We start from the raw sequence: 26,417 nt of genomic DNA on the forward strand, positions 1-26,417 counted from the left end.
CCCACTAGGTTACAAACCTCGCGCCGCGATTAAACAGCCCCTAGTTTGAACAAATTCTAATCCGCAAAGATCAACAGACCCTAAGCTGTTTGCTGCTTTTTAAATTTTGCATGCACTAATTTATAAAGTGCTGGTAAAATTAACAATGTGAGCAAAGTGGATGACATAATTCCACCTACCACCACGGTTGCCAAAGGCCGTTGTATTTCAGCGCCGGTACCGGTATTTAGCGCCATAGGTATAAAGCCTAAACTAGCCACAAGCGCGGTCATTAGCACTGGGCGTAATCGCTGTAGTGCCCCGCTATGTATTGCATAATATAAGCTTAACCCCTCATTTCGTAATTGCTTAATGAACGACAACATCACTACACCGTTTAATACCGCAACCCCACTTAGCGCAATAAACCCCACACCCGCTGAAATAGAAAGCGGCATATCTCGTAGCAATAATGCCAATACCCCACCGGTCAGTGCCAGTGGTACACCACTGAATATAATAAGTGAATCACGCAGCGATCCAAAAGCACTATAAAGTAAGCCAAAAATAAGCAATAAAGTCACAGGCACTACCAACGACAAACGCTTACTCGCCGATTGTAATTGCTCAAACGTACCGCCGTATTCAAGCCAATAACCGCTGGGTAGGTTAAGTTGTGCGTTCATAGTCGCTTGGGCATCTCTTACAAAGCTGGCTAAATCGCGTCCTGTTACATTCGCTGTTACTACCACATTGCGCTTGCCGCTTTCGCGATTTATTTGATTAGGGCCTTTTTCAATACTGATTGTAGCCACTTCTCCAAGCGGTACAAATGCAAGCTCAGGGTTACTACTTTGAGGTAATGCAATAGGTAAACGCGCAAGCACAGAGACATCATCAGACCAACGCTTATCTAAGCGTACTAATAACGAAAAGCGCTTATCACCCTCATAAATTAGCCCTGTTTGCACCCCACCAACAGCAGCGGCAAGAGTTTGTTGAATGTCGTTTACAGTCAATCCTAGTAGCGCCATATGGTCTCGCATTGGGGTAACAGAAAGTGTAGGCAAGCCCTCCATTTGCTCTAAACGTACATCAGTAGCACCGGTAATATTTCGCATTAAACCAGTGGCTTTTTCGCCAAACTGTTTAAGTGTGGCTAAATCGTCACCGTAAATACGCAGCGCTACATCGGCACGCACACCGGCAATTAACTCGTTAAAGCGCATTTCTATAGGCTGGGTAAATTCATAGTTATTACCCGGTACCTCATTCACACGATGACGAATTTGCTGCACTAACGCGTCTTTACTTAGTGACGGATCTGGCCATTGCTCACGCGGCTTTAACATTAAAAAAGTGTCGGCAACATTAGGTGGCATAGGATCGCTGGCTACATCCGCGGTGCCAATCTTTGAAAATACGTTTGTAATTTCAGGTTGCTCTAATAAAGCCTGCTCCAACTGCTTTTGCATTTGCACCGATTGTTCAATACCGGTGCCAGTAATACGCAGCGCATGCATTGCAATATCACCTTCATCTAGCTGGGGTAAAAATTCGGCGCCCATATTTTTAACTTTAAAGCCAAGTACTAGTACTAAAACCGTGGCAATGCTCACCATCACCCACGGTAATTTAAGCGATAAGTTAAGCAGTGGCTTGTAGATTTTTTTAACACCACGCATTACTGCATTTTCGCTTTCATCTACTTTACCACGCACAAATACGGCAATTGCCGCCGGCACAAAGGTAACAGCAAAAATAAGTGCACCTATTAACGCAGCAATAACAGTAAACGCCATAGGCTGAAACATTTTGCCCTCAACACCACTGAGCGCAAATAGCGGTAAATACACCAACATAATAATTAAAATACCAAATACGGCGGGGCTAAACACTTCTTTGGTGGCTGAAGTGACAACCTCTAAACGCTCACTGAGCGTAAGTAAGCGACCATGTTTATGTTGAGCCATCCCTAATTGACGAAGGCAGTTTTCAACCACAATCACCGCGCCATCAACAATTAATCCAAAATCGATTGCACCTAAGCTCATTAAGTTACCCGAGACTCGATTGCCCACCATGCCTGTAATAGCAAATAGCATACTCAGCGGAATAACCATGGCGGTAATAAGCGCACCAGTGATGTTCCCGAGCAATAACAGTAAAATGACGATAACTAATACCGCCCCTTCAAACAGATTTTTTTGAACTGTGGCAATGGTTTTATCAACCAGGTTGGTACGGTCATAGACAGGCTCAACGATAACCCCTGCAGGTAAGCTTTTTTGTACCTCTATCAACTTATCAGCCATGGCTTTGGCGACCACACGGCTGTTTTCACCTATTAGCATCATTGCCGTGCCTAGTACGGTTTCTTCGCCATTATAGGTAGCCGCGCCGGTTCTGAGCTCTTTTCCTAAATACACATTTGCCACGTCTTTAATTCGCACAGGAGCATCATCACGCTTGGCGATAACGGTGTTTGCTATATCGGCTAATGTTTTTAATTGCCCAGGCGAGCGCACTAAATATTGGCCGTCAAAGCGCTCTATATAACCGGCTCCGCGATTGCTGTTATTAAGCTCAAGTGCACTAATAACATCGTTGATTGTTAGCTTATAAGCGATGAGCTTTTCTGGCATGGGCGCAACTTGGTACTGGCGCTCAAAGCCACCTTGGCTGTTTATTTCGGTTACGCCTTTTACTTTTAAAAGCTGCGGACGAATAACCCAGTCTTGCAAAGTACGTAAGTCTTCGGCGTTATACGCCGTACCATCACTTTTTAACGCATCGGGTTTTGCATGCACGCTATAGGTAAATATTTCACCTAAACCACTGGCAATAGGTCCAAGGTTTGGCTCAACATTATTAGGTAAATCGGCGCGAATACTTTGAATACGCTCACCAATTTGTTGACGTGCCCAATAAATATCGGTGCCTTCATCAAAAATAATGGTTACTTGAGAAAGCCCATAGCGAGAAAGCGAACGGGTATAATCAAGCTTAGGAATACCCGCCATCGCTGTTTCGACTAAGTAAGTGATACGCTGCTCAACTTCAAGCGGCGTAAAACCAGGCGCTTTAGTATTAATTTGCACTTGCACGTTGGTAATATCGGGGACAGCATCTACCGCTAAGTTTTGGATGTTATACACACCAAACCCAGCAAATAAAAATGTCAGTGCCAGTACCATCATGCGGCGTTTAACCGCAAAAGAAACAATCCAGTTAATCATGGTACCTCCTAGTGAGCGTGACTTGCGCCGCTTTTTAAAATATCGGCTTTGATCACATAGCTATTGGTTGTGACGTACTCGCTACCTGGGCTTAAACCCGCGATCACTTCAACCCACTCGCTACTTTTTGCGCCTAAAGTAACAGGGCGTACTTCAAACACACTATTTTTACGCACAAACACACTCGCCATACCATTAAACTCTTGAATAGCCTCAGGCTTTACACGCACGTTAGCATTAACCTTATCGATACTGACATCACTATTAACATGCATACCTGGACGCCAATGACCATCAGGGTTATTAAGCTCAATACGAGCACGTGCAATGTGCCCGCCGGTCATCATAGGCGCTATAAAAAACACCTTACCTTGGGCATTTAAATGATGATGTAAATCGTACACCGTGGCACTTTGACCAATGGCTAGGTTTTCAATATTTTCAGGAAAGGCAGAGAGCTCAACCCATACTTTATCAAGGTTCACGACTTGCATAAGCGCGCGAGTACTTGCCAGTTCGCCACGCTTTAAATATTGCTCGGTTACAACACCGCTAATGGGGCTTTTAATACTGTAGTTTTGCAATGTTTCACGGTTGGTGACACTGGCCAGTACCTCACCTTTTTGAACCTTTTGACCAATGCTGACAAAAATATCGCTGATCAATCCGGTATATGGCGCCATCACTTCTACTGTGCCGTGCTGTGTCGGTGCAATAACACCAAACAGCGTGTCAGAAATATCAACCTCGCCGCTTTTTGCTATCTGCGTTTCAATACCCGCACCTTTAACTACTCGCTCACTAAGCATAGTGCGGCCTTCGTGTTGGGTGTACTCAAAACTAACGTGTTCACCTTTATAATTGGCAGTAATGAAAAGCGCAAACGAATGTGGCTCATTTATGGGTTGCGTGCTAACAAGGTACTCATTCTCACGCGTAAATTGTATTTTTTGCGGCGCTTCTACTAATCGTTTTAAGTTCATTTCGATGCTTAAATCGTTGATATCTACCGGCTGATTTTGCTCATAACCATATACGCGCAGCTCAACTTTACCTGCCAATTCTTGCAGCTTTAACTCAAGAGTGAGCTTTTCGTTGGTTAATAAAAAGCCGCCGTGTGGACCTTGTTTTTGGGTTTGCTCTGTTTGGTCATGCTCTGCTGAGGCAAATGCATGTGTGCTTATAAGGCTCGTTGTAAACGAAAGTGATACTAATAATGCGATAAACGTGTTGTTCATGGTTGAAAAGTCTCAATTAAAGATTGGCCAGTTAAACGCTCAAGAGTAAGGTGCGTTTGATATAGTACTGCATAGGTATTGATAAGTGCGCGTTTAGAGTCAAATAGAGCTTGTTGGGCATCGAGCAATTGCAACACCGAAATTTGTCCGCGTTGATAGCTTTTTAAACTTTGCTCAATGAGTGTTTGGGCTTGTGGAATAACCTGCCCTGATAACAACTGCGCCTGTAACGTTTTGCCTTGGTAATAGGCGTACAAGGTACGAACTTGTTGGCGTAACTGAACCCGTAATTGCTCTTGCTGCTTGCTTAGCAGTGCCAACTGACTGTTAGCCGCTTCAATATTACCGCTATTTGAGTTACTCAATTGCAGCGGCATAGAAAACGAAAACAGTAACGAACTGGTATCGCTTTGTAGATTGAAGCGCAGGCCTGCACCTACATTAATATCGCTTTGCCCGTTAGCTTTTTGCAGCGTTAAGTTGGCCGCTTGCTGCAAATATTGTTGCTGCAACATAGCAAACTCAGGCGCTTGGTTAACTGCATTGAGTAACGCTTGCTCAGATTTAAGCGGTATTAAAGTAGCCATATTCCCTGCGAAATTCGTGTAGTCATGTTGCTCATTCCACAACTCATTGAGCGATAAACGCGCTCGCTCAAATTCGCTATTTAGCTTAGCTTTATCAAGCTCTACTTGGCTAAGCGCATAACGCATACGGGTTACATCGGCTTGCGATACAGCGCCAGCGTTAGCCCGTTGCTTTATTGCTTTAAGAGCTTGGCTCACCACGTGTTGTCGTTCGCTGTTAAGCGTAAGTAAGGTTTGAAATTTAAGCGCCTCGTAATATCGCTCACCAGTGGTTGCTAATAAAGCTAACCGAGTATTTTGATATTGTATTGCTTGGGCTTTAATGTTCGCCGTTGCGTAATTTATGCGGCTTTGGCGTTTATCTCCAAGCTCTATAAGCTGGCTAAATGCCAAGGTTATTTCAGCCCCTTGCACACCACGCGCATCGTTTGTTCCTAAGAGGTTTTCGGCTTCTACATTTATTACAGGGTTAGGCGAAAGCGCCGCTTGAGATTTAAGCGCGCTGAGTATTTTTTGATGATAAGGATAGCGTTTTAATAGCGGATTTTGTTGCTCGGTATTTATCAACGCTTGTTTTAGGGTTAACGTTTTAACATTTGCAAACGCACTAAAAGCAGGTAGCGCGCACAGCATCACCACCAGCATAATTGGTTTTTTATTCATATAGCTTGTCCGTTTTTTAATAAACAGAGTTCACTTGCAAACCATTCACAACCTACGCTAAAAACAGCGACAGTGTAAAATAGTTAGCAATTTAAACATGCCTATAACAGCCCATGGAACGCTTACGCGCAGGCAGCTAAAAGCACAATAATTAATTGAAATTAAATTAAAAACTAGCTAAATGAATTCGGTGGGGGTACATCAGGTGGATAATTTAAACCATGGTAATACACAAGTACTGAGGGTTTACTTTGTTGAGGAATAATAGCGTGACTAAGTGTGCTGTAATAGCCACAGTGACAATGTTGGTGTGCATGAATCTCAACCGGTGGCTGATTATCGCTTTGTCCTTGGTCATTATCAGCGGTTATAGTGTTTTGTTATAATGCGTTACTTACATGCTCAACGTCTTCTTGTAAATGGTATGCAGCGCCATCACAACTTATAAAGCTGTGCACAAGCACGAGTAACATGACCATTAACAAACGATTTGAGCGCATAATTTAGCTATCTTCTCAGCCTAAAATTGACTTAAATAAACCTAACCAATTGAAGCCACATAGTATATTAGCGGCAAACGACAATAAAGGGCTTTTTATCAATTAATGGCGCCAATTGCGTTTACTGAGGTTAACTATAAAACAAAAAACCACCGGCTTTAATAGCCAGTGGTTTTTTAAAATTAACGCTTAAGCAACCGCGTGTTCTAAAATTTCACGGCTTTCTTTTAGCGTAATCGCTTGGTTTTCACCAAGGGCAACCATGCCATGTGCTTCTAGTTTGCCAATAATATTATCAATGGCAGCCGCTTTATCATCACCATGTTCAGTTAGCTGTGTTGCAACCTCAAGGCTGTGGTAAAACGCTTCAATCGCTTGAATTGTTTGCTCTGCTAAATCGTCTGTTTGCTCAAGGCCAAATACGTTTTTACCCATTTGCTCTAGTTTCGCTTTTTTAACTGCAAATTGATTGCGCAATAAAGAAGGCTGAACAATAGCAAGCGAACGCGCATGGTCAACACCATAGGCAGCAGTAAGCTCATGACCAATCATGTGGGTTGCCCAATCTTGCGATACGCCAGAACCAATTAAGCCATTAAGTGCTTGGTTAGCTGCCCACATAAGGTTTGCACGCCATGCATCGTCTTGGTTTTCAAAGTTATCGCCCAGTGTTTTGAGCGTTTTTAACAGTGCCTCTGCGTATCCTTCTTGTACCAATGCGCCTTCAGGGAACGTAAGGTATTGCTCACAAGTATGCACCCACGCATCAACTAAGCCATTTACAAGCTGGCGCTGTGGTAATGTTTTCATTACATCAGGATCCATAATCGCAAATTTAGGCAGTACTTCTGGTGAAGCAAACGGCAATTTTTGCTTAGTCGCTTCTTTGCTTACCACTGAGTTTTGGTTAGATTCAGAACCTGTAGCTGGTAGCGTTAATACGGCACCAATTGGTAATGCGCTAGTAATTGTATGCTTGCCAGTAGGAATGTCCCAACCTTCGCCGTCGTATACTGCAGAAGCCGCAATGTATTTAACGCCGTCTATTACAGAGCCGCCGCCGACACCTAATACAAAGTCGATATCTTGTTCTTTACAAATTTTAACCGCTTGGTCAAGTACTTCAATTGTTGGGTTAGCACCCACGCCCGAGAATTCTACCCAATCAAAACCTTCAAGTGCGGCAGCAACTTGGTCATACACGCCGTTCTTTTTAATTGAGCCGCCGCCATAAACAACTAATACTTTTTGATCTTTTGCGATCAAGTCGCTAAGTGCGGCAATTTGCTGTTGGCCAAATTGGATGAGAGTGGGATTTACGTAGCTAAATTTCATTATTTTGCTCCTAGGTGACGGTTAATTTCATAATGCTTTACTTAGTCACATATCAAGTAAAGCTTTGATGGATGCATATTAGTAGCAAAGTTAATATATAAAAAGCCCAATAACTGCCTAAAGCTTGCCTAAAACTACCAGCACTGTTATTTTACGCAAAATATTTTAATTACAGATACTTTTATGCCCATCATAGCCAAAATGTTGCAACAATACGCCGAGCACAATAATTTACTAAGCTTTGAGGGCACCATGGAAACAATTATTCCTGGGGTGTATTTTCATCGCGCTACCAAAAGTTCACCGCGCCAGCCGCTTATTTATAATTCAGGCATAATCGTGGTTGGCCAAGGCCATAAAATAATTCATTTCCCAGAACATCAAATAAAATACGGCGAAGGTGATTACTTGGTACTAGGTGTACCTGTCCCATTAGAGTGTGAAGCGTTTACCGATAATGACTTACCGGTTATGGGCATAGCTATAGATATAAACCCTGTCATGTTGCACAAGCTGGTTAATCAGATGATGCAGCACCAGCCTTTATCTGTCTCCAGCGCGAACATTGGCGCAGTACAATCAGCAAAGCTAGACTGCGCAATGGAGCAGGTAACATGTAGGTTACTAACGGTTTTAAATAATCCACTTGAGGCTGAGGTATTCGGCGAAGATATAGTAAAAGAGCTAGTGTATCGTGTCCTTTGCGGCCCCCAAGGGAATACTTTAATAGGCCTAGCTATGCATGATGGCCATTATGCGCGTATAGCTCGCACACTAGCAACGATGCATCAGGACTATGCAAACCCTATTACTGTTGAAGGTTTAGCAGAAGAGGTAAATATGAGCGTATCCTCTTTTCATCGTGCATTTAGACAGGTAACGTTTGAATCTCCCTTACAATACTTAAAAAAAGTACGTTTAGCTAAAGCAAAAGAGTTAATTACCACAGCGGGAAGCAAAGCAAATGAAGCTGCTTTTAAGGTAGGTTACACCAGTGCATCACAGTTTAGCCGTGAGTTTAAACGCCACTTTAATAAAACTCCGAGTGAAATACAGTTATAAAAATAAGATTTACCCATTCATGCGCTATATCAAACTTTATTATTAACTTTTACTAGCAAAGATAACACGCTTTGTTAATATAGGGTAACTGCCATTTTTATAACCCTACTATGCTCAATAACACCGTAACAATAAGGAAGCACTTACATACAACCACCTCCTTATGTATTAAACTTTGCGGTGCTTTATTTTTTATTTTTCTTATCTGCAATACAGCTATTGCAAAAGATAGCTGCAATTTAAAATCTATTACAAACAGTGTGTCCATTCCCTTATCGCAAGGTATTGCTGCAGACATAAAACTAGAAAAAGGCATTAACCAATTTGAGTTGGTATGTACGCTAAACCAAAGCGGTGTTTTTACGTTTACTCGCCCTGCACTTGAACGTTTTTCGTGGCAACAAAATAACCAATTAAAAGCCCCTTTAAAAACAAATCAAATGGCTATTTTAATGGAACAAGGCAGCTTTAATGCAAAGCTAACTTTAACCACTACTGCCAGCTATAATCCCCGGTTTACTTGGCTAGACTCACAGCAGTTTATTGAAAAGGTGCAGTTGTACAATTTAATATTTGGGGTGTTTTATGGATTATGCGCAACGCTTATTTTTTATGCTTTAATAATAGGTTATGGCATTAAAGACGCTATTTTTAAACTGTATGGCCTCTATCTTTTTTGTATCGCTAGCTTTATTTTTTTACAAGAAGGCCAGCCCTATTTATTTACCAATGGCTACTTTTCTGCATATATCAGCCACCTTTATACATTAAGCATTGGTTTAACTATAGTCAGTGCTACTTGGTTTATGAGCGCACTATTAGAGCTACCTGAGTATTGGCGCAAATTAAGTTATGCATTAAAAATTATCGCGTTATGTGTACTGACTTTGTGCTTACAAAAAATAGCTTTAGATTTACCCGCTATTACTAATATCACCACAATCGTTACTGGCTATTTGTCACTACTGATTGTGATGACCATTTTTATACTCTCAGCTGTGCAAGCTAAACAAGGCGTTAACGAAGCCAGCTTGGTATTTATTGCCTTAAGCTGTGTATTTATCAGCATGATATTTAGAGTGTTACTAACCGAATACAGTCCTTTTATACAGCGTTATGGGTTTGTGATTGCTTTTACGATTGAATCTCTGCTTCTTGCTATTGCAGTTGGTAGGCGAATTCAACGGCTCAGTTATGCTAAAAAACAGGCTGAACAGCACGCTAATTACGATCATCTTTGTCATATTTATAACCGCCGAGGCTGGAGTTTAAAAGCCAATGAGTTATTAAAAAAACACGCTCAACGTGGTGGCGTATTGTGTTTTTTATATATCGATTTAGACCGATTTAAAGCAATAAATGATACCTACGGCCATGATGTTGGCGATAAAGTACTTTGCACGGTGGCAGAGTCAATTAGTCAGCATATGCGCAGTGAAGACGCAGTTGGCCGCTTAGGCGGAGATGAGTTTGTGGCTATGGCATTATTTACCAGCAAAGATAAAATTAACCAGCGAGTTGCGACCCTTGAACAAAAATTAAATGCGCTTAGCTTAGAACACCAAGGCAACACCATCGCTATTTACGCAAGCGTAGGGCAAATAAACTATAGCGAAGCGCCTAAAAATTTAGATGAGGTTTTAAAAGCCGGTGATGAAGCAATGTATCAAAAAAAGTCATTACGAAAAGCGCAGGCTAAGCAAACCTACACTAGAGAAAACGCCTAAAGTAATCGTTTAGGCGCATAATCATTACTCGCCTTTTTTGAATAAGACTTCTGGGTTTACCATGGTTTTCATTTCTAAAACGTTACCATTTGGATCTTCAATAAAAAACGTTTCTTGCTCAAATTCATCACCTACAAAACGGCGGTAAGGCTTATCTAAATATTCGAGACCAGCAGCCGCAATCCGAGTTTTTAACGCCTGAAATTCATCTTCAGATAAGTGAATACCAAAATGCGGTACAGCTACTGCGCCCATATCAACATCATGACGCACTGTTGGTAAGCGCTCTGTGCTTTGATGAAGCGTTAACTCGTTACCCCAAAAATCAATGTCTACCCATCGCCCAGCTTCACTATTACCCGTTTTACAACCAAGCACGTCACAATAAAACGCTTTCGCTTTTTCAAGATCACCAGCTGGAATAGCCAAATGCAAACAGTTAGACATAAATTACCTTAGGTTATAACTTTTAATATATGAAATATGCTGCATTATACATAATTTGTAATTTATAGAACATTAACGGCATTATTTTTAGTCATTCATTGCGTACATTTAATTTAAAGCCACGGTTATTTGCTCTTTTGGAAGCCATATATCGCTTTTAGTCTTAAATCGTCGATTTTAACTATTAAAGCTAAAACTGAACCTTTATGATGTGCGCCTTATGACTAAATTCATACTTTTAAAATTCATCACCTTTTTTATCGGCTGCTTGTCGTGCTTTATAATGCATACCACATTGGCATTACCTATTGTTGTGTCTGCTGCTTTAACAGGCCTTATCGGCTCATTTATTCCGTTTCCTGCACGTTATCAAAACCACCCTTATGCCTCCATTTATGCAGGTAGTTTTGCCGGTATGTGTTCCACCAGCTTAATTAGCAACTATTGGGAAATCGCTATTATTTCTGCCATTGGCGCTGTTTTATATACACTAACACTTAATGTATTTGCAGGATTTGGCGGACGATTAGGCAGTATTGCATTTGCCAGTGTAGCCCTGTTTGTTTTAGCTAAAGGATTGCTGATATGACTATTACATACCCAGTATTAGCCTTGGCTGGTGCTTTTTTTACCTTTTATTTAGCAAAGCATAACCGCTTTGATGCCATAAGAGCCTCCGCTGCACTCTCAATTATTGCCTATTTGATTTTTGCACAGCTGAGCCTCAACGCAGAACTCTATAGTATCGTTTTTTTTGGCGGCACCTTTATTGGCATGAGCGCCCCTCACCGCTTTGGTGTTTATACGCTTGCCAGTTCAGCAATTATATTTTCATTGTTTTTTGCCTATTTGGTTCCCATTCTTGATGGCTTTGGTGGCGCTTTGGGAATTAGTGCATTTTTATCAGTGTGTATTTGCCACCTTTTTATTTTACTGGGTGCGCCTCGCAGTAAAAAAACTAAAATTTAAGACTTACTTGAATAAAAGTTCAATTAAATCTTACACCTATTAAATCGTACAAAAATAATGCTCCTTTTTTTGATCAATACAGAGTTTGGCTACGTAGAGTTCACAAAGCTGTAACACTGTAACATTCAATTAAAGGAAAAATTATGAATAAAGTATTTAAGCTCGGTGCTATCATACTTCCCTTGTTACTCATTCAAGGTTGTAGTAGCGACGACGATAACAACGCCCCTGTCACTGTAGATCCACAACCAGCAGTTTCTGTTTTTGATGCCGCACAGGACTCTGGAGAATTCACTACCCTTGTTGCAGCTTTAGAAGCAACAGGTCTAGATGAAACACTAGACGACTTAACTAACAGCTATACCGTTTTTGCTCCTACTGATGATGCATTTGCGTTATTAGGTGAAGAAACTATCAATAATTTATTAGCTGATCCTGATACTTTAAGCTCAATTTTAACTTACCATGTGATCTCTGGCAGAGTAGATGCGCAAGCAGCAATTGGTTTAGCTGGGTCAACCGTTGAAACGGTAAACGGACAAAGTATTGCACTGTCTTTAAATGGTGAAAGCTTATTAGTTAATACCAGCACGGTAACAATGACCGACATTAAAACCGACAACGGTATTATTCATGTTATTGACGCAGTACTTACACCAAAAACGGTTTCAGAAACACCACCAACCAACAATATTGTTGAAACAGCTCAACAAGCAGGCAACTTTAGTACTTTGCTTGCCGCACTTGACGCTGCAGGCTTAACATCGGCACTGGCGGATACGTCGAAAGAGTTTACCGTTTTTGCGCCTACCGACGCTGCATTTGAAGCAATTGGTAGTGGTTTTTTAAATACACTGCTGGCAAACCCTACCGTTTTAGCGGATGTTTTAAAGCAGCATGTACTTGTTGGGTCAGTTGATTCAGTCACTGCAATGTCTTTAAACGGCCAGTCAGCTGAAACGCTATTAGGCAATACACTTCCAATTGCGATAAACGCAGATACAAATATGTTGTCGTTTGGCGGTGCAAACATCATTGTTAAAGATATTATGACTTCTAACGGTGTTATCCATGTAATCGATTCGGTTATTATTTCTGATGTAACCTTACCGCAAAGCGCAGGAACAATTGCTGATATAGCCAGTGCAAATGGTAACTTTACCACACTTCTTGCTGCGCTAACGGCAACAGGCTTAGATACGTTAGTTGCTGATCCAGATAACACTTTTAGTGTATTTGCTCCTACGGATGATGCATTTGCAGCGCTCGGTCAGGATACAATTAATGCGCTGTTAGCTGATACAGATACACTTCGTGATATCTTGCTTTACCATGTATTCCCTGACGCCACTGTTTTATCTGATGACGCTGTAGCCATTGCTAATAGCAATAGTAACAAAGTAGAAATGGCCAATGGCGACATGGCTGCTATTTCTTATGTAAATAGCTCGCTATTTATCAATGATTCGGCAATCACAGAGGCAAATGTAACCGCTAGCAACGGCGTTATTCATGTATTAAATAAAGTGATTATGCCACCGGCTGAAGTCGGCACACCAACTAAAACTATTGCAACAGTTGCCACAGAAACGCCTGCATTATCTACATTAGTAACAGCACTGCAAGCAGCAGGGTTAGTTGATACGTTTAACGATACCACTCAATCATTTACTGTATTTGCACCAACAAATGCGGCATTTAGTAAAATCCCTTCCGCTGATTTAGATGCCTTATTGGCTGACACCGCTGCACTAACAGATGTTTTGACTCAACATGTATTAGGCGCTCAAGTTGAAAGTACCGATGCATTTGCAGCCAATGGTAAAATGGTCACTACACTTGCTGATAATATGCTAAGCGTAAACGTGGTAGATTTTACCAGTACTGAAAATACAGCAACAGACAGCGTAGCTTATGATGCAACAAATAATCGTTTAGTAACGGGTATGGCCGATGCAATGCCTGGTAAAACCGTGTATGTATTTGATAACGACTTAGGTGAGGCAATGAGCGTATGTGAAGCAGCTTGTGCAACAACGTGGCCACCCGTGTTAGGCACTGCGGCATCGATTGAAAATATTCCGGGTTTATCATTGATTGCTCGCTCAGATGACAGCATGCAAGTAGCTTACCTTGGCCGCCCTTTATATACCTTCTCAGGTGATACGGCAGTTGGTCAGAATAATGGTCAAGCTGTGAACGATATTTGGTGGCAAGTAAGCTTACCGGCTACATCACTACAAGTAGCTGGCAGCAATGTAACAACCACTGATATTTACACTAGTAATGGCGTTGTACACTTAATTGATACAGTGATCACAACGGCCAAATAACTAAATTTTACTGTGAGATAAGCCAGGAGTGATGCTATTTGCTCCTGGCTTTTTTTATATAAAAATGGGCTTACTTATTACTACTTTGAGAGCTTGTTGGGTAGCCAAACAACACGTTTAACTTGGCTTTTAACCCTTTAGCTTGGTAAGTACTTTTAAATAAATACTGCCACTGATGAAAGGTGATTTTGATTGGGTTATTACTGTTTAATTGACCAATAATGCCGTATTTACAGGGCTTGTTTTCATCCTCTTCTACATAAGTGCCAAATAATTTATCCCAAATAATTAAAACGCCAGCGAAGTTTTTATCTAAGTAGCCATTATTTATAGCGTGGTGCACCCGATGATGCGATGGGGTATTAAATAATGCTTCAAACCAACCGAACTTTTTTACCACTTGCGTGTGTACAAAAAATTGATAAGCCAAATTAAGTGCCACCACCGCAAACACAATCACAGGCTCAAAGCCTATTAATATCATCGGCAACCAAAATAGCCACATTCCCGCCAGCGGATACATTAAACTTTGCCTAAATGCCGTGGTAAAGTTCATTTTAGTAGAACTATGATGCACTACATGAGCGGCCCATAACCAATGAATATGATGTGATGCACGATGAAACCAATAGTATAAAAAGTCTTGCAGTAAAAAAGCGCCTAATACAGTAAATAGCGTCAATTCAATATCAAATAGCCGAAACTGATACAACCAATAAAAAAACGGCATTAATAATAATAACGCAATGGCATCAGCGCCTTGATGTAATAAAGCAAGTAACGCGTTGGCTAAGCTGTCTTTTATATCGTAGTAACGTCTAAATTTTATAAACTCAACCCCTACAAACAGCAAAAAAATAGGGCTCAGTGCCAATAAAATAATTTCAATGCTCATGACGTTTCTCCTGAAAATAGCTGGCTATTTTTTTAAGTGCTTGGCTAACATCTTTTTTTATAAAAAAAGCCAGTATAAAGTCGGGTAACCACAAAGGCGCAATACAACGAATATGGTAGCTGATCTCGGTGAGTGATGGCTGAGTATTATTAGCTTTTAAGTAAATATCACCACGGTGCTGTGCAACGGGTTTATCCCCTAAAATGCGGTAACAAATGTGGCTATTATCGGCCGTTATTATTTGCTCCTTAAATGTTGTACCTTGCATTTTTATTTGTCTAATGGTGCCTTTTCCACCACTTATTTCACCAAAGTCTTGCGGTGTTAACACTTCAAACTGCGCATTAAAAAAGCGCCCCAAATCAGCATGCGCTAATAATAAGGTGCGTAATTGTTCAGGCGTTGCTGCCACACTATGTTTAACGTTTATCTCAATCATTGTGTGCCCCATATTATTTTTATAGATCTCTAGCATATAAAAATATTGCATGGCAAACTTGCGATTAGATGACTATTTTTTAGCTTTAGGCGACAAATGAAAACCTTAGCCGATCATTACTTTTCTAGCTGTTTGGATTATCTTCAAAGCAAAGGATTAGATAGCAAAGAGATACTAACGGCCATTGAATTTGATGAATATACAAATAAGCAAACACAACAATTAGCACCACGTATTAGCTTAAAAAGCTATAATGCGCTGCTTAGTTATGCACAGCAAACGCTAGATGACTCCTTATTCGGGTTTGAATTAGGAAAACAAATACGTACCGCTGATTTTGGTGTACTTGGGTATTTAATTGAATCGAGTACTAATCTAGCCAGTGCCATTACTGCACTACTGAGTTACGACAGCCTAGTGGCTAACATAGGGCGTGCTGAGTTTGAACAGCAACAAACACTTTGCAAGGTAACTTGGTTAGCAGACCCACAGTGCAGCCCACAGGCCGTATTACGAAATATGACCGCGTGGGTAAGTGTTATACGCCAACTGCTTAATCCTCAGCTTTCGCCTAGTTGCGTTTATTTTACAGCACATTTTTCAGACAGTGAGTTACAACAATTAGCGCAATGGTTTAATTGCCCAGTAAAAGCTGGCTCTAACTTTAATCAAGTAGAGTTTCCAAGTAGTTACTTAACCCTTCCTTTTAAAACCGATAACTCCCAGATTAACGCTGTGCTAAAGCAAATGTCAGAGCAACAGCTATCCCAGTTTAAAAGTCAGCAATTATTAACAGAAAAAATTAATCATATTTTAATGGCTAAATATGATTTGCAGGACTGTTCACTGATCAGAACGGCTAGTGCTTTAAATATGACCCCGCGCACAGTGCAACGTCATCTAAAGCAAGAAAACACCAATTTTGCCGCTCTTCTTGAGCAAGAGCAAAAACGCCGTTTGTTAACATATATTCCTCATTATTCGCTAAGCAGTATTGCAACTATGTTGGGGTTTAATGATCAAAGCTCTTTTAATCGCGCCTTTAAGCGCTGGTATCAATGCTCACCTCGTCAATTTATAAAAAACAATAATTAAACAATTTGATTACCTAAAACACACATTTAACGTGTACCTTTTTATTGATTTTATTTACACTAGCCTCATGTATTGCTTTAAAGACAATTATTTATGCGTTTGCGTATGATGTTAACTGTTTTTGTATTGGTTTTTTATAGTGCGGTCTGTCACGCAAATCCGGTTACCTTCATCGCTGAAGATTTGCCCCCTTATCATTTTAAAAACCCTCAAGGTGAAGCGCAGGGTGCCTTAGTAGATATCGCTAAAGCAGTATTAAAAGGCACGGCTTTAACAGCAACGTTTGAAATAATGCCGATGGCGCGTATGTTTCAACAACAACAAGCCAATCCTAATGCCATCATGCTGTCACTGTTAAAAACGCCAAACAGAAACAGCCAGTTTAAGTGGCTGGGAAAAGTGTATTTTGCAGATGCATACCTAGTAAGTTTACGCAGTCATAACGATGAAGTGATTCACTTAAACTTTGCCAAAGAATACAAAGTAGCCACTATTCGCGGTTATTCTGCACAAGCTTATTTAGAAGCTCAAGGCTTTACTGAAAGTGAGAATTTAGTCTTAGTCAGTTACTACCAGCAGCTATGGAGAATGCTGTATAAAAATCGTATCGATTTTGTGGTGACTAACACCCTCACCCTTGAAAACGAGTTAAAGCGAGCAGGGCTCGACCCAAACTTAATTACTAAGCGTATACATTTAGATGAGCTACCTTCTTCTCTTCACTTTGCAGCAAGTAAGCAGCTTAACCCGCAAACAGCGAAAATTATTACTGATAGATTAAACGCGATAAAAGAAAGCGGTGAATACCAACAAATTTTAAATAAATGGCAACTCCCTATTCCAACGCGCCTTTAGTATTGAGTAGGTAAAACGCCTTGCGTTAAGTAATTTTTCAATGAAGTAAATAAAGGTGAAGGTAAGTTATTAATATCGCACCAACGCCACTGTAAACATTTGTTAGGCTCTTTATTCACAGGCTCGCCACCTTCATACTTTGCCTGCATATATAAGGTAATATAGTGCTTGTTCTCAGCGCTAAAAATATCGTTGGTAAAATCGAGTTTACGAATATTAGTAACAGTAAGCCCTGTCTCTTCAGCGACTTCGCGCACTGCACATTGCTCAACCGTTTCACCAAATTCTAAATGCCCCCCAGGGGTTGCCCAGGTATTTGCACCATGTGCGCCTATTCGCTCACCGAGTAAAATTTTATTATCATGCATTACTATCACTGCAACGCCTACTCTGACAACTTGACTCATTATTACCACATTAAATAGTTCATCATTTTTATATGTTACCTCATTTAAATCATCAAACTAGTCGTTAGTTCGTTATAAACCATAGCGTTAGCTAAAAACCACACAATCCGTTTATTATTTAACCGACCATAGTCGAATATCACTCCTGATAAAAAGCGCTTAGTTTTAAATAAAGTTATATTAAATTTTGCTCAGGAGCCTTTATGTCAGGTGAATACAAACAACACTACAATGAGTTTAAACAAAACCCGGCAGCGTTTTGGTTATCGCAAAGTAAACGCCTACCTTGGTACCAGGCTCCCGAAACAGCTTACACACAAGATGAAAACGGTTTATATCACTGGTTTGCCGACGGCCAACTTAATAGCTGCTTTTTAGCGGTAGATCAGCATGTTATTGCCGGCCATGGTGATGAAACAGCGTTAATTTATGACTCACCCGTAACCAATACCGCGCGCAGCTACAGCTACTTTGAACTACAACAAGAGGTCGCTAAATTCGCAGGAGTAATGCAGTCTTTAGGCGTAACAAAAGGCGACCGCGTGGTTATTTATATGCCCATGATCCCCGAGGCCGTAATTGGTATGTTAGCCTGCGCCCGCATCGGCGCTATTCATTCGGTCGTATTTGGCGGGTTTGCAGCGCATGAGCTTGCCGTAAGAATTGATGACGCCAAGCCTAAGTTAGTACTCAGTGCTTCTTGCGGTGTGGAAGTGAATACCGTAATTGAATACAAAGAGTTACTTGATAACGCGCTCGAATCAGCCTCGTATAAAGTAGAAAATTGTATAATTTATCAGCGTGAGCAAGTAACTGCACCACTTATGCCTGAGCGTGATATTGACTGGGCTGTTGCAATGCAAACAGCTACTGGCGTTGATCCCGTTCCGGTAAGTGGCGATCACCCGCTTTATATTTTATACACGTCAGGCACAACGGGTACTCCCAAGGGGGTTGTTCGTGAAAATGGCGGCCATGCCGTGGCCATGCATTACAGCATGGAAACCGTATACGGAATGAAACCCGGTGACGTGTTTTGGGCCGCTTCGGATATTGGTTGGGTTGTAGGCCATTCGTACATAGTGTATGCACCGCTTATGTACCGCTGCGCCACTATTTTATTTGAAGGTAAACCAGTTAGAACCCCAGATGCCAGTGCATTTTGGCGAGTGGTTGAACAGTATAAAGTAACGGCTTTATTTAGCGCACCAACGGCCTTTAGAGCGATAAAAAAAGAAGATCCCAATGCCGATGGGTTTAAACAATACGATACTTCAAGTCTGAAACGCTTGTTTTTAGCAGGCGAGCGCTTAGATCCCCCCACCTACGATTGGCTCAAAGAAAAAACAGGCCTACCTGTGCTTGATCATTGGTGGCAAACAGAAACTGGTTGGGCGATAGCCTGTAATCCTGTCGGCATTGAGCACCTACCTACAAAAGCAGGCAGTTCAACGGTTGCGACTCCTGGGTTTGACGTACGTATTTTAGATATGAATGGTGACGAATGCGCCCCCAATGAACAAGGTGCAGTCGTTATTAAACTGCCTTTACCGCCAGGATGTTTACCCACTATTTGGCAAAATACCGAACGCTTTAAAGCCGGTTATTTAAGTGAATATGAAGGCTATTATCTTTCTGGCGACGGCGGTTATATTGATGATGATGGCTACCTATTTATTATGGGCCGCACCGATGATGTGATTAATGTCGCGGGGCATCGTTTATCAACCGGTGAAATGGAAGAAATTGTAGCCGCTCATCCCGCGGTTGCTGAATGTGCCGTATTTGGTGTTAATGATGCGCTCAAGGGTCAAAACCCCATGGCCATGGTGGTATTAAAAAATGATTTTCATGGCTCGCATAAAGAAGTAGAGCAGCAATTGGTGCGAACCGTGCGTAATCAAATCGGCGCTATTGCGTGTCTTAAAAATATTATGTGTGTAGAGCGCTTACCAAAAACACGCTCAGGTAAAATTTTACGCAAAAACTTACGTCAACTTATTGATGGTGAAGAACTACAAATTCCATCAACCATTGACGATCCGAGTATTTTTGAGGAGTTAACTCTGCAACTTGCTGAAAATAAAATATAAATATTATTTTTAAAACGTCTATTTAAGCGCGGCTTAAATAGACTTTTCTCGCCCCATCTGCTTAACTAGATTTCATTAAATAGATGAAACTCACGCAAATAAATCTCTTGGGAATATAAATGACTGAAATACGATCGCAGCTGCGAGAATTTTTACTGCAATGGTTTAGTCTTTATTTTCCTGGGAGTGCGCATTTATGGTACAACATATTAGTACTGTGCTGGGTTGGCTTATTTGCGCTCATATTGCACCTCATCTTAAGGTCAGTTTCAAAACGACTACTTAAAGGCCGCTTTAGTGATAAAGTTGTTCAAACCGATACCCACACGCCTGCCGACTTAGCGCTTAAATTAACACGTAATATTTCCTTTGTTTTACAAGGTGCTGTGGTTGTTATACAAGCTAGGCTCTGGGTTCCAGAAGGAACGGCTTTTTTACATATCATTGAGATGTTTACTGATCAGTGGATCATTTTATTTGCACTGCTCTCGCTGTTTTCTATGCTCAATATTTTTCAAGCTATATCTGACAGGCAACCCATTGCAGCTCACTTTCCATTACGTGGTTTTTTACAAACAATTAAACTGATCGCCAGCGTATTAACCGGTATTTTAGCGATTTCATTATTAATGAATAAATCCCCGTTAATATTACTCAGTGGTTTAGGTGCGCTATCGGCTGTACTGCTACTGGTGTTTAAAGACGCTATTTTAGGGCTGGTGGCCGGTATTCAGCTTTCAGCAAACAATATGCTTGCGGTTGGTGATTGGTTAGAAATGCCCAAATACGGCGCAGATGGCGATGTGATTGATATAGCCTTGACCACAGTTAAAGTAAGAAATTGGGACAAAACCATTACCACTATTCCAACCTATGCGCTAATTTCTGACTCATTTAAAAACTGGCGCGGTATGTCAGAATCCGGTGGGCGGCGCATAAAACGGAGTATCCATATAGAAATGAGCAGTGTGCGCTTTTTAGATGAGCAAGAAATCACCGCGCTGAAAAAAGCAGATTTATTAAGTCACTACCTCGAAATTACCCTACCGGTTATCAACGAGCAAAATACCACGAAAAAAATAGATATGAGCTGTACGTTAAATGGTCGTCGGCTCACTAATGTTGGCACATTTCGTCATTATTTAGTCGCGTTATTAAAACATCACCCACATATTCATCAGGGAATGACACTGATGGTAAGGCAGCTAGAGCCAACTAAAAATGGCTTACCCATTGAGATTTATGCATTTACCAATACAACTAATTGGGGTGAGTATGAAAATATTCAGTCAGATATATTTGACCATATATTAGCGATATTACCCGCCTTTTCGTTACGTGCCCATGAGGCACCAACAGGGAACGATATTCGTCAACTAATTAAATAGTACTAAATCCGTTTTAATTGCGCTATTAACCACTGGTGAATATCGCTGTTATTTGAACGTGGATGCCACGCTGCAATCACCTTAAATGGCGGTGGTAATAATTCAACTTCAAGCTGTTTCACTTTGGCGTTTGGCAGTAAACGCGATGGGTAAAAAGCAATTAAGTCAGTACTGCAAAGCAAATCGGGGACAAATGAAAAGCCAGGCACTGACATAACAATATTGCGCGCATAACCCTTATCAGCAAACCATTGGTCGTGAGAGCCTCGTAAGTTAGCACGTGACGCTGAAACCACTAATTGAGGGTGTGCGGCCACTTCAGCAAGGCTCAACGTCGATGAAGAAAACACCGTGTTTTTCCCCGCAATACAAATATGTTGTTCTTCAAATAATGTGTCATAGATTAAGTTTGCAGGGATAAATTCAGGAAAACTAATTAATAAATCCAGCTCTCCTGCACTTATTAATTGATTAACATTATCAGAGGCAAAGTCACGAATAATCAGCTTTAATCCTGGCGCTTCGCGTCTTGTTATTTCTAATAATTGTGGCAAAAGAGCTGCTATAGCGTAATCAGTCGCACTTATTGTAAATACGCCCTTGTAGCTACTTGGGATAAATTGTTTAGGTATTAATAACGCTTCTACCTGAGTTAATATTTGATTAATGGGCTTCTCTAGTGCAATTGCTTTAGGTGTTGCAACCATTGTATTGCCTTGGCGAATAAAAAGCCGATCGTCAAATAAGTCACGCAATTTTCGCAGCTGCTCACTAATAGCCTGCTGGGTTAAGCCCATTTTGCGGGCCACATCCGACACATTTTTTAGTTTAAGTAATGCACTCAATATTCGTAATTGTTTTATATCAAGCCGAGATATACCATTCATAATTGTATCTTAAACAAAAAAGCATTGTTTCAAATTGTACCTTTTAATCCCTATGCTCACCAGCATTGTAATTGGCACTAAACAGCATTATTAATTTAAAAGGTATTAAAATGAGTCAACCAAGTAAAAATATCGACAGTCTATTTTCATCAATCAATTTAGGCCCATACACACTTAAAAACCGTATTGTAATGCCGCCACTTACCCGCTCACGCAGCACAGTTCCTGGCAATATCCCCAACGAGGTGATGGCCACATATTATGCACAGCGTGCTAGTGCTGGTTTTATGGTTACCGAAGGCACTCAAATTGAACCAAGAGGACAAGGGTATGCCTGGACACCAGGCATTCATTCTAATCAACAAATAGCTGGTTGGAAAAAAGTAACTGGTGCAGTACATGCAGAAGGTGGAATTATTTTTGCCCAGCTTTGGCACGTTGGCCGCGTTTCACATACCAGCTTACAGCCTAATGAAGCCAAACCTATTGCTCCCTCAGCTCTAACAGCTGATAGCGTTAAAGTCTTTATTGAAACAGGACCGGCTCAAGGCGCTTTAGCCGATCCAAGTGAACCACAAGCTTTAACAACCGATGAAGTAAAAGAGCTTGTTGGCATGTATGCACAAGCTGCCCGTAATGCGCTAGAAGCGGGGTTTGATGGTGTAGAACTGCATTGTGCTAATGGGTATTTAGTAAATCAGTTTATTTCTGAGCACACCAATAAACGAGATGATGAATACGGCGGCTCTCTTACTAATCGCCTGCGCTTTTTAAAAGAAATTGTCGCGGCAGTAAGTGACGTAGTAGGCCCTGAGCGCTTAGGGGTTAGATTTGCGCCCTTATTTAGCAGTACTGATGAAACCCGTGTTTATTTAGGGTTAGTAGAATCAGACCCACACCATACCTACATTGAAGCGATTAAAGTACTTGAACAAGCCGGTATTGCCTACCTTTCAATTGCAGAAGCTGATTGGGACAATGCCCCTGATTTACCAGAGCAATTTTATCAAGCAGCTAGAGCTGAATTTTCTGGGCGTATTATTTACGCTGGTAAGTACACTGTTGAAAAAGCGGTGGCGATGTTAGCTAAAGGCTACGGTGATTTATTTGCTTTTGGTCGCCCTTTTATTGCAAACCCTGATTTACCAGCGCGCATAAAAAATCAATGGCCATTAAATGAAGCCGATGCAGCCACTATGTATGGCGGGACTGAGCAAGGTTACAGTGACTACCCTTACTACAAAAACGATTAATTAATAGGCCATGGATGGCCTATTCAATGTTTAAACGCTTTTTACATCGTCTCCCACCTTGTTGTATTTAATCTACTCACTATTTTTACATTTACTAAAATGTCATACATTTGGTTAAAAAATGTCGATAAAAAGCATTAAAGTTAGTTTTAAAGTATTGTTTTTAAATAGTTAACAAGCATTAAAGTAGTAATATTTTTTATATATCAATACAATAAGCTTTTATTTTTTTAGGCATCGGTCTTTGGAGCATGGGTTGTTAAAATTAGCAGGAGTTAAATCAACTTCTTTGAGTCTTTTAGCCGTGTGTGGATTATTTTTGTTATTAACTCAATTTCAAACCCAATGGCAAAGTAAGCTCTCTCTTATTAATAATCTTGTTTATCCATTACTGATTATTACCGCTATATTTGCCACTCAGTTTAATCGAAGTCGAGTCGCTATTTTGTGCGCATTTTGGTTACTTTATTTATGTTCACTTGAGTATGCTTTGCCCTGGTCAAGTTGGCTTAAAGCGCAATCTGATTGGGTTTTACTATGCGCTGCAAGTTTATTAATGTTGTTAGCCGTGATTAAAGATCGCGCACTTTTATCAATACACACTGCGACCCGAACCCTATTAATTATTCTATGTGGCGGCGCAGCGTTTGCGTGGCTGGCACTGAGTCTGCATTTACAAGGGCTATCATTACAACCTTCTGTTTATACTCAACTGCTTCCTTATTTACCCATAGCTTTACCACTGTCGCTCATTGGCAGCTTACTCATTTGGCAAAGCGTAAGAACACATAACCTGACGCAAACGGCGTTACTCATCACTTTTATTGTGTGGTGCCTTAACCAACAACATGTTATTGATTTTCCTTGGTCTGTCATTGCTGTACTTATGGCTTCTCTGTATTTATTAGCGGTGAGTACCGACTCTTATTATTTAGCTTACAGAGACGATTTAACGAGCTTACCAACGCGCCGCGCACTTAAATCAGCTTGCTCTATCATTAGGGCGAAAATACACTGTTGCTATGCTCGATATTGACCACTTTAAAAAATTCAACGACACCTATGGCCATGATATTGGCGACCAAGTACTTAAGCTAGTGGCAGCAAAAATGAGTGGCGTTAAAGGGGGTGGCAAGATTTACCGTTATGGCGGAGAGGAATTTACCGTTGTATTTCCAAGAAAAACAGCTGAGCAGTCAATTCCTGAACTAGAAACACTGCGTCAAAATATTGCAACCTACGACATGGTGATCAGAAACCCAAAACGCACAGATAAAAAATCTCGCAAAGGTAAACAGCCAAGCGACAATAAAACGGTGAACGTGACTGTTTCTATTGGCGTAGCACAAAGAACAGCAAAACAAAGCTTTGACGAGGCTTTAAAAAATGCTGATTTAGCGCTTTATAGAGCTAAAAAGAAAGGCAGAAATAACGTAAGTGAATAATGCTTTTATAACGTGGCACGCTAACGTTTAGTTATAGCGTGCCCAAAGGCAACTAATTTTATCTGCAAACTATTGCTTTTCAATCACCGCTTTTAAATTATTTAACGCGGAGACCGAAAAGCCACGGTCGTAAAAGTAAATAATTTTGCCACTCTCATCAAGCAGTATTACGCGGCTGTTGTTTGGGTTTTCGTTACCAGTAAATGCTTGAACTTTATCGCCATCTTTGTAAATTGTGATCACCCCACCCCACAACTCTTTTGGGATCCCTTTGCGCATACCGCTATCGATTAAGGTACTAAACATACGAGGAACCATCCCCTGAATAGTGGGCAACTCATAAGCGGTCACATCCACTGCGCTCATATCTAAACCAATAAGCCAACGATCAATATCAAACTGGCTATCTTGTTTATAACCAATTAACAGCAACGTATTGGGGTTGTTAAAGTCCTCAGGAATGGTGAATGACTTTTGCTCTAAGCTTTCTCCCGTCACAGTAGGAAATTGCTTACCAAGTAGTGCTTGGTTTGGGTATTGGGTTGAACACCCACTAACCACTAAAACCATCACCAGTGCCATTATTGCCTTTAACATACCTCTACTCCCTCTTTTAAATAAAAACTAAAGTGAACAAATTAATTTATTGCTACGTGTTAGGGTTACGATTTTATTTGTAGTTAAGATCTTACTTTCATCTAGGGGCTGTTGATCTTTGTAGTACATATATCAATCAGCCCACATTGGTAGCCACATCATAGTAAATGCTAAAGCGAGCATTGAATGATAATTTCGTTCAAGCTTTTCATACCGCGTGGCTATCCCTCTATATTGCTTAATACGGCCAAATGCATTCTCAACCAAGTGCCGATATTTATACATGCACCAGTCAATATCTTCATTGCCTACTAAACTGTTGCCCTTACGTGGAATAACGGGTGTAGCGTTATTATCACGAACAAACGCTCTCAGTTTTTCACTGTCGTAGCCTTTATCTGCGACAACCATATTACTTGTTGGGCAATTAGCTACGAGTGACTCTGCATGGACGATATCATGCGTATTTCCACAGGATAATTCATAATAAACAGGCAACCCTCCGCTATCGACTGCAAGATGAATTTTCGTAGAATTTCCACCTCGGCTCTTTCCAATTGATTCATTGTCAGCAGTTCTTGCACCGCAACTATGTTGATGAGCCCTGACAATACTGCCATCAATGAAGACCCAATCCATGTCCGCATCACGAGATAATGCGCGAAACAGTTCATTCAAAATCCCTTTTTTGGACCATAAATTAAACCGTCTGTAGATAGCACTCCAACGGCCAAAATCAGAAGGTAAATCTCGCCATGGAATACCTGTGCGCATCTTATACAGTATGCCTTCGAGCGTTTTTCTATGGTCGGGCTTATTATAAATTCGACCACTTAAGTACATTACTTTTGATAAGACATTCCATGTCCCGTCTGTTAGCATTAATCTTGGCATGTAGGTTCGGTGTAAAGTTTTCTGGCGAATTCAATTATACCTTATCTTCATGCTGTTTGTTTTTCATACCACAAAGATCAACACGCCCTA

General features: G+C 40.9%; 23 protein-coding genes and 1 pseudogene. 12 read left to right on the forward strand and 12 right to left on the reverse strand.

The genetic code is table 11. From position 1 onward, the window contains the following. Window positions 1-80: 80 nt before the first annotated feature. The 5 genes and pseudogenes from L641_RS0105000 to L641_RS0105020 all read right to left on the reverse strand — a co-directional run bounded on the left by L641_RS0105000 (window position 81) and on the right by L641_RS0105020 (window position 7,541). Window positions 81-3,218 (reverse strand): CusA/CzcA family heavy metal efflux RND transporter, encoded by a 3,138-nt coding sequence (locus L641_RS0105000; RefSeq protein WP_024601306.1) that lies wholly within the window; start codon window positions 3,216-3,218, stop codon window positions 81-83. Between the two features lie 8 nt (window positions 3,219-3,226). After that, window positions 3,227-4,456: an efflux RND transporter periplasmic adaptor subunit gene (locus L641_RS0105005; RefSeq protein ID WP_024601307.1), complete on the reverse strand. Its 1,230-nt coding sequence runs from the start codon at window positions 4,454-4,456 to the stop codon at window positions 3,227-3,229. Then, the gene (locus tag L641_RS0105010; RefSeq protein ID WP_024601308.1) at window positions 4,453-5,706 is read right to left on the reverse strand and encodes a TolC family protein; all 1,254 of its coding nucleotides are present in this window, start codon (window positions 5,704-5,706) and stop codon (window positions 4,453-4,455) included. The genes L641_RS0105005 and L641_RS0105010 overlap by 4 nt, the downstream gene beginning before the upstream one ends. A gap of 173 nt (window positions 5,707-5,879) precedes the next feature. Continuing rightward, a pseudogene (locus L641_RS23780) lies at window positions 5,880-6,206 on the reverse strand (hypothetical protein). Window positions 6,207-6,395: 189 nt separating this feature from the next. Further along, the gene (locus tag L641_RS0105020) at window positions 6,396-7,541 is read right to left on the reverse strand and encodes an iron-containing alcohol dehydrogenase (RefSeq protein ID WP_013465765.1); all 1,146 of its coding nucleotides are present in this window, start codon (window positions 7,539-7,541) and stop codon (window positions 6,396-6,398) included. Between the two features lie 183 nt (window positions 7,542-7,724). Here L641_RS0105020 and L641_RS0105025 point away from each other — a divergent pair, with 183 nt between their 5' ends. Together L641_RS0105025 and L641_RS0105030 are read left to right on the forward strand one after the other, a co-directional pair. After that, window positions 7,725-8,603: an AraC family transcriptional regulator gene (locus L641_RS0105025; RefSeq protein WP_024601309.1), complete on the forward strand. Its 879-nt coding sequence runs from the start codon at window positions 7,725-7,727 to the stop codon at window positions 8,601-8,603. A gap of 260 nt (window positions 8,604-8,863) precedes the next feature. Continuing rightward, a complete protein-coding gene (locus L641_RS0105030) occupies window positions 8,864-10,330 on the forward strand; it encodes a diguanylate cyclase (protein WP_249362418.1) in 1,467 nt (488 codons plus the stop codon). Window positions 10,331-10,354: 24 nt separating this feature from the next. Here the strand turns inward: L641_RS0105030 and L641_RS0105035 are convergent, their stop codons facing one another. Further along, window positions 10,355-10,777, reverse strand: coding sequence for a VOC family protein (locus L641_RS0105035; RefSeq protein WP_024601311.1), 423 nt, complete (start codon window positions 10,775-10,777; stop codon window positions 10,355-10,357). A 283-nt stretch (window positions 10,778-11,060) separates the two neighbouring features. Between L641_RS0105035 and L641_RS0105040 the strand changes: the two genes are divergently transcribed. The 3 genes from L641_RS0105040 (at window position 11,061) to L641_RS0105050 (ending at window position 14,079) form a co-directional block, all read left to right on the forward strand. Beyond that, window positions 11,061-11,366: a hypothetical protein gene (locus tag L641_RS0105040; protein ID WP_008111425.1), complete on the forward strand. Its 306-nt coding sequence runs from the start codon at window positions 11,061-11,063 to the stop codon at window positions 11,364-11,366. Next, entirely contained in the window at window positions 11,363-11,746 is a 384-nt protein-coding gene (locus L641_RS0105045) for a hypothetical protein (RefSeq protein ID WP_008111424.1), read from the forward strand. Before L641_RS0105040 ends, L641_RS0105045 begins: the two co-directional genes overlap by 4 nt. A gap of 143 nt (window positions 11,747-11,889) precedes the next feature. Beyond that, entirely contained in the window at window positions 11,890-14,079 is a 2,190-nt protein-coding gene (locus L641_RS0105050; protein WP_024601312.1) for a fasciclin domain-containing protein, read from the forward strand. Window positions 14,080-14,149: 70 nt separating this feature from the next. On the opposite strand, the gene L641_RS0105055 is transcribed toward L641_RS0105050, so the two are convergent. Continuing rightward, window positions 14,150-14,974, reverse strand: a complete 825-nt coding sequence (locus L641_RS0105055) for a sterol desaturase family protein (RefSeq protein ID WP_024601313.1) — start codon at window positions 14,972-14,974, stop codon at window positions 14,150-14,152. Beyond that, window positions 14,964-15,413, reverse strand: coding sequence for an SRPBCC family protein (locus tag L641_RS0105060; RefSeq protein ID WP_024601314.1), 450 nt, complete (start codon window positions 15,411-15,413; stop codon window positions 14,964-14,966). Before L641_RS0105060 ends, L641_RS0105055 begins: the two co-directional genes overlap by 11 nt. Before the next feature lie 96 nt (window positions 15,414-15,509). Here L641_RS0105060 and L641_RS0105065 point away from each other — a divergent pair, with 96 nt between their 5' ends. Then, on the forward strand, window positions 15,510-16,508 hold the full coding sequence (locus L641_RS0105065) for an AraC family transcriptional regulator (RefSeq protein WP_024601315.1): 999 nt from the start codon (window positions 15,510-15,512) through the stop codon (window positions 16,506-16,508). Window positions 16,509-16,601: 93 nt separating this feature from the next. Next, a complete protein-coding gene (locus tag L641_RS0105070; RefSeq protein ID WP_024601316.1) occupies window positions 16,602-17,363 on the forward strand; it encodes a transporter substrate-binding domain-containing protein in 762 nt (253 codons plus the stop codon). On the opposite strand, the gene L641_RS0105075 is transcribed toward L641_RS0105070, so the two are convergent. Then, entirely contained in the window at window positions 17,360-17,770 is a 411-nt protein-coding gene (locus tag L641_RS0105075; RefSeq protein WP_024601317.1) for an NUDIX hydrolase, read from the reverse strand. The genes L641_RS0105070 and L641_RS0105075 overlap by 4 nt on opposite strands. A 203-nt stretch (window positions 17,771-17,973) precedes the next feature. Between L641_RS0105075 and L641_RS0105080 the strand changes: the two genes are divergently transcribed. Together L641_RS0105080 and L641_RS0105085 are read left to right on the forward strand one after the other, a co-directional pair. Further along, complete coding sequence (locus L641_RS0105080) at window positions 17,974-19,863, forward strand: AMP-binding protein (RefSeq protein ID WP_024601318.1); 1,890 nt, start codon at window positions 17,974-17,976, stop codon at window positions 19,861-19,863. 119 nt (window positions 19,864-19,982) lie between these two features. Continuing rightward, window positions 19,983-21,251 carry a mechanosensitive ion channel domain-containing protein gene (locus L641_RS0105085; RefSeq protein ID WP_024601319.1) on the forward strand — a complete coding sequence of 423 codons (1,269 nt, stop codon included), beginning with the start codon at window positions 19,983-19,985 and terminating at the stop codon, window positions 21,249-21,251. Between the two features lie 2 nt (window positions 21,252-21,253). On the opposite strand, the gene L641_RS0105090 is transcribed toward L641_RS0105085, so the two are convergent. Next, window positions 21,254-22,138: a LysR family transcriptional regulator gene (locus L641_RS0105090; RefSeq protein WP_024601320.1), complete on the reverse strand. Its 885-nt coding sequence runs from the start codon at window positions 22,136-22,138 to the stop codon at window positions 21,254-21,256. Between the two features lie 110 nt (window positions 22,139-22,248). Here L641_RS0105090 and L641_RS0105095 point away from each other — a divergent pair, with 110 nt between their 5' ends. The 3 genes from L641_RS0105095 to L641_RS23565 all read left to right on the forward strand — a co-directional run bounded on the left by L641_RS0105095 (window position 22,249) and on the right by L641_RS23565 (window position 24,836). Next, on the forward strand, window positions 22,249-23,391 hold the full coding sequence (locus L641_RS0105095) for an alkene reductase (protein ID WP_024601321.1): 1,143 nt from the start codon (window positions 22,249-22,251) through the stop codon (window positions 23,389-23,391). A gap of 256 nt (window positions 23,392-23,647) precedes the next feature. Continuing rightward, window positions 23,648-24,427: a hypothetical protein gene (locus tag L641_RS23560; protein ID WP_249362419.1), complete on the forward strand. Its 780-nt coding sequence runs from the start codon at window positions 23,648-23,650 to the stop codon at window positions 24,425-24,427. Next, window positions 24,414-24,836, forward strand: coding sequence for a GGDEF domain-containing protein (locus L641_RS23565; protein WP_249362420.1), 423 nt, complete (start codon window positions 24,414-24,416; stop codon window positions 24,834-24,836). Before L641_RS23560 ends, L641_RS23565 begins: the two co-directional genes overlap by 14 nt. A gap of 69 nt (window positions 24,837-24,905) precedes the next feature. Here L641_RS23565 and L641_RS0105105 read toward each other — a convergent pair whose 3' ends face one another. Together L641_RS0105105 and L641_RS0105110 are read right to left on the reverse strand one after the other, a co-directional pair. Further along, window positions 24,906-25,433 carry a hypothetical protein gene (locus L641_RS0105105; protein ID WP_024601322.1) on the reverse strand — a complete coding sequence of 176 codons (528 nt, stop codon included), beginning with the start codon at window positions 25,431-25,433 and terminating at the stop codon, window positions 24,906-24,908. A 132-nt stretch (window positions 25,434-25,565) separates the two neighbouring features. Beyond that, window positions 25,566-26,327 (reverse strand): IS5 family transposase, encoded by a 762-nt coding sequence (locus L641_RS0105110; RefSeq protein WP_024600859.1) that lies wholly within the window; start codon window positions 26,325-26,327, stop codon window positions 25,566-25,568. Window positions 26,328-26,417 lie beyond the last annotated feature (90 nt).

The sequence above is a fragment of the Pseudoalteromonas sp. TB41 genome, from assembly GCF_000497975.1.
GTDB lineage: Bacteria > Pseudomonadota > Gammaproteobacteria > Enterobacterales > Alteromonadaceae > Pseudoalteromonas > Pseudoalteromonas tetraodonis.

What these genes read in the sequence shown, in the direction of transcription:
- L641_RS0105000 (WP_024601306.1), bottom strand. Translation starts at nt 3,218, where the DNA reads ATGATTAACTGGATTGTTTCTTTTGCGGTTAAACGCCGCATGATGGTA.
- L641_RS0105005 (WP_024601307.1), bottom strand. Translation starts at nt 4,456, where the DNA reads ATGAACAACACGTTTATCGCATTATTAGTATCACTTTCGTTTACAACG.
- L641_RS0105010 (WP_024601308.1), bottom strand. Translation starts at nt 5,706, where the DNA reads ATGAATAAAAAACCAATTATGCTGGTGGTGATGCTGTGCGCGCTACCT.
- L641_RS0105020 (WP_013465765.1), bottom strand. Translation starts at nt 7,541, where the DNA reads ATGAAATTTAGCTACGTAAATCCCACTCTCATCCAATTTGGCCAACAG.
- L641_RS0105025 (WP_024601309.1), top strand. Translation starts at nt 7,725, where the DNA reads ATGCCCATCATAGCCAAAATGTTGCAACAATACGCCGAGCACAATAAT.
- L641_RS0105035 (WP_024601311.1), bottom strand. Translation starts at nt 10,777, where the DNA reads ATGTCTAACTGTTTGCATTTGGCTATTCCAGCTGGTGATCTTGAAAAA.
- L641_RS0105040 (WP_008111425.1), top strand. Translation starts at nt 11,061, where the DNA reads ATGCATACCACATTGGCATTACCTATTGTTGTGTCTGCTGCTTTAACA.
- L641_RS0105045 (WP_008111424.1), top strand. Translation starts at nt 11,363, where the DNA reads ATGACTATTACATACCCAGTATTAGCCTTGGCTGGTGCTTTTTTTACC.
- L641_RS0105050 (WP_024601312.1), top strand. Translation starts at nt 11,890, where the DNA reads ATGAATAAAGTATTTAAGCTCGGTGCTATCATACTTCCCTTGTTACTC.
- L641_RS0105055 (WP_024601313.1), bottom strand. Translation starts at nt 14,974, where the DNA reads ATGAGCATTGAAATTATTTTATTGGCACTGAGCCCTATTTTTTTGCTG.
- L641_RS0105060 (WP_024601314.1), bottom strand. Translation starts at nt 15,413, where the DNA reads ATGATTGAGATAAACGTTAAACATAGTGTGGCAGCAACGCCTGAACAA.
- L641_RS0105065 (WP_024601315.1), top strand. Translation starts at nt 15,510, where the DNA reads ATGAAAACCTTAGCCGATCATTACTTTTCTAGCTGTTTGGATTATCTT.
- L641_RS0105070 (WP_024601316.1), top strand. Translation starts at nt 16,602, where the DNA reads ATGCGTTTGCGTATGATGTTAACTGTTTTTGTATTGGTTTTTTATAGT.
- L641_RS0105075 (WP_024601317.1), bottom strand. Translation starts at nt 17,770, where the DNA reads ATGAGTCAAGTTGTCAGAGTAGGCGTTGCAGTGATAGTAATGCATGAT.
- L641_RS0105080 (WP_024601318.1), top strand. Translation starts at nt 17,974, where the DNA reads ATGTCAGGTGAATACAAACAACACTACAATGAGTTTAAACAAAACCCG.
- L641_RS0105085 (WP_024601319.1), top strand. Translation starts at nt 19,983, where the DNA reads ATGACTGAAATACGATCGCAGCTGCGAGAATTTTTACTGCAATGGTTT.
- L641_RS0105090 (WP_024601320.1), bottom strand. Translation starts at nt 22,138, where the DNA reads ATGAATGGTATATCTCGGCTTGATATAAAACAATTACGAATATTGAGT.
- L641_RS0105095 (WP_024601321.1), top strand. Translation starts at nt 22,249, where the DNA reads ATGAGTCAACCAAGTAAAAATATCGACAGTCTATTTTCATCAATCAAT.
- L641_RS23565 (WP_249362420.1), top strand. Translation starts at nt 24,414, where the DNA reads ATGCTCGATATTGACCACTTTAAAAAATTCAACGACACCTATGGCCAT.
- L641_RS0105105 (WP_024601322.1), bottom strand. Translation starts at nt 25,433, where the DNA reads ATGTTAAAGGCAATAATGGCACTGGTGATGGTTTTAGTGGTTAGTGGG.
- L641_RS0105110 (WP_024600859.1), bottom strand. Translation starts at nt 26,327, where the DNA reads ATGCCAAGATTAATGCTAACAGACGGGACATGGAATGTCTTATCAAAA.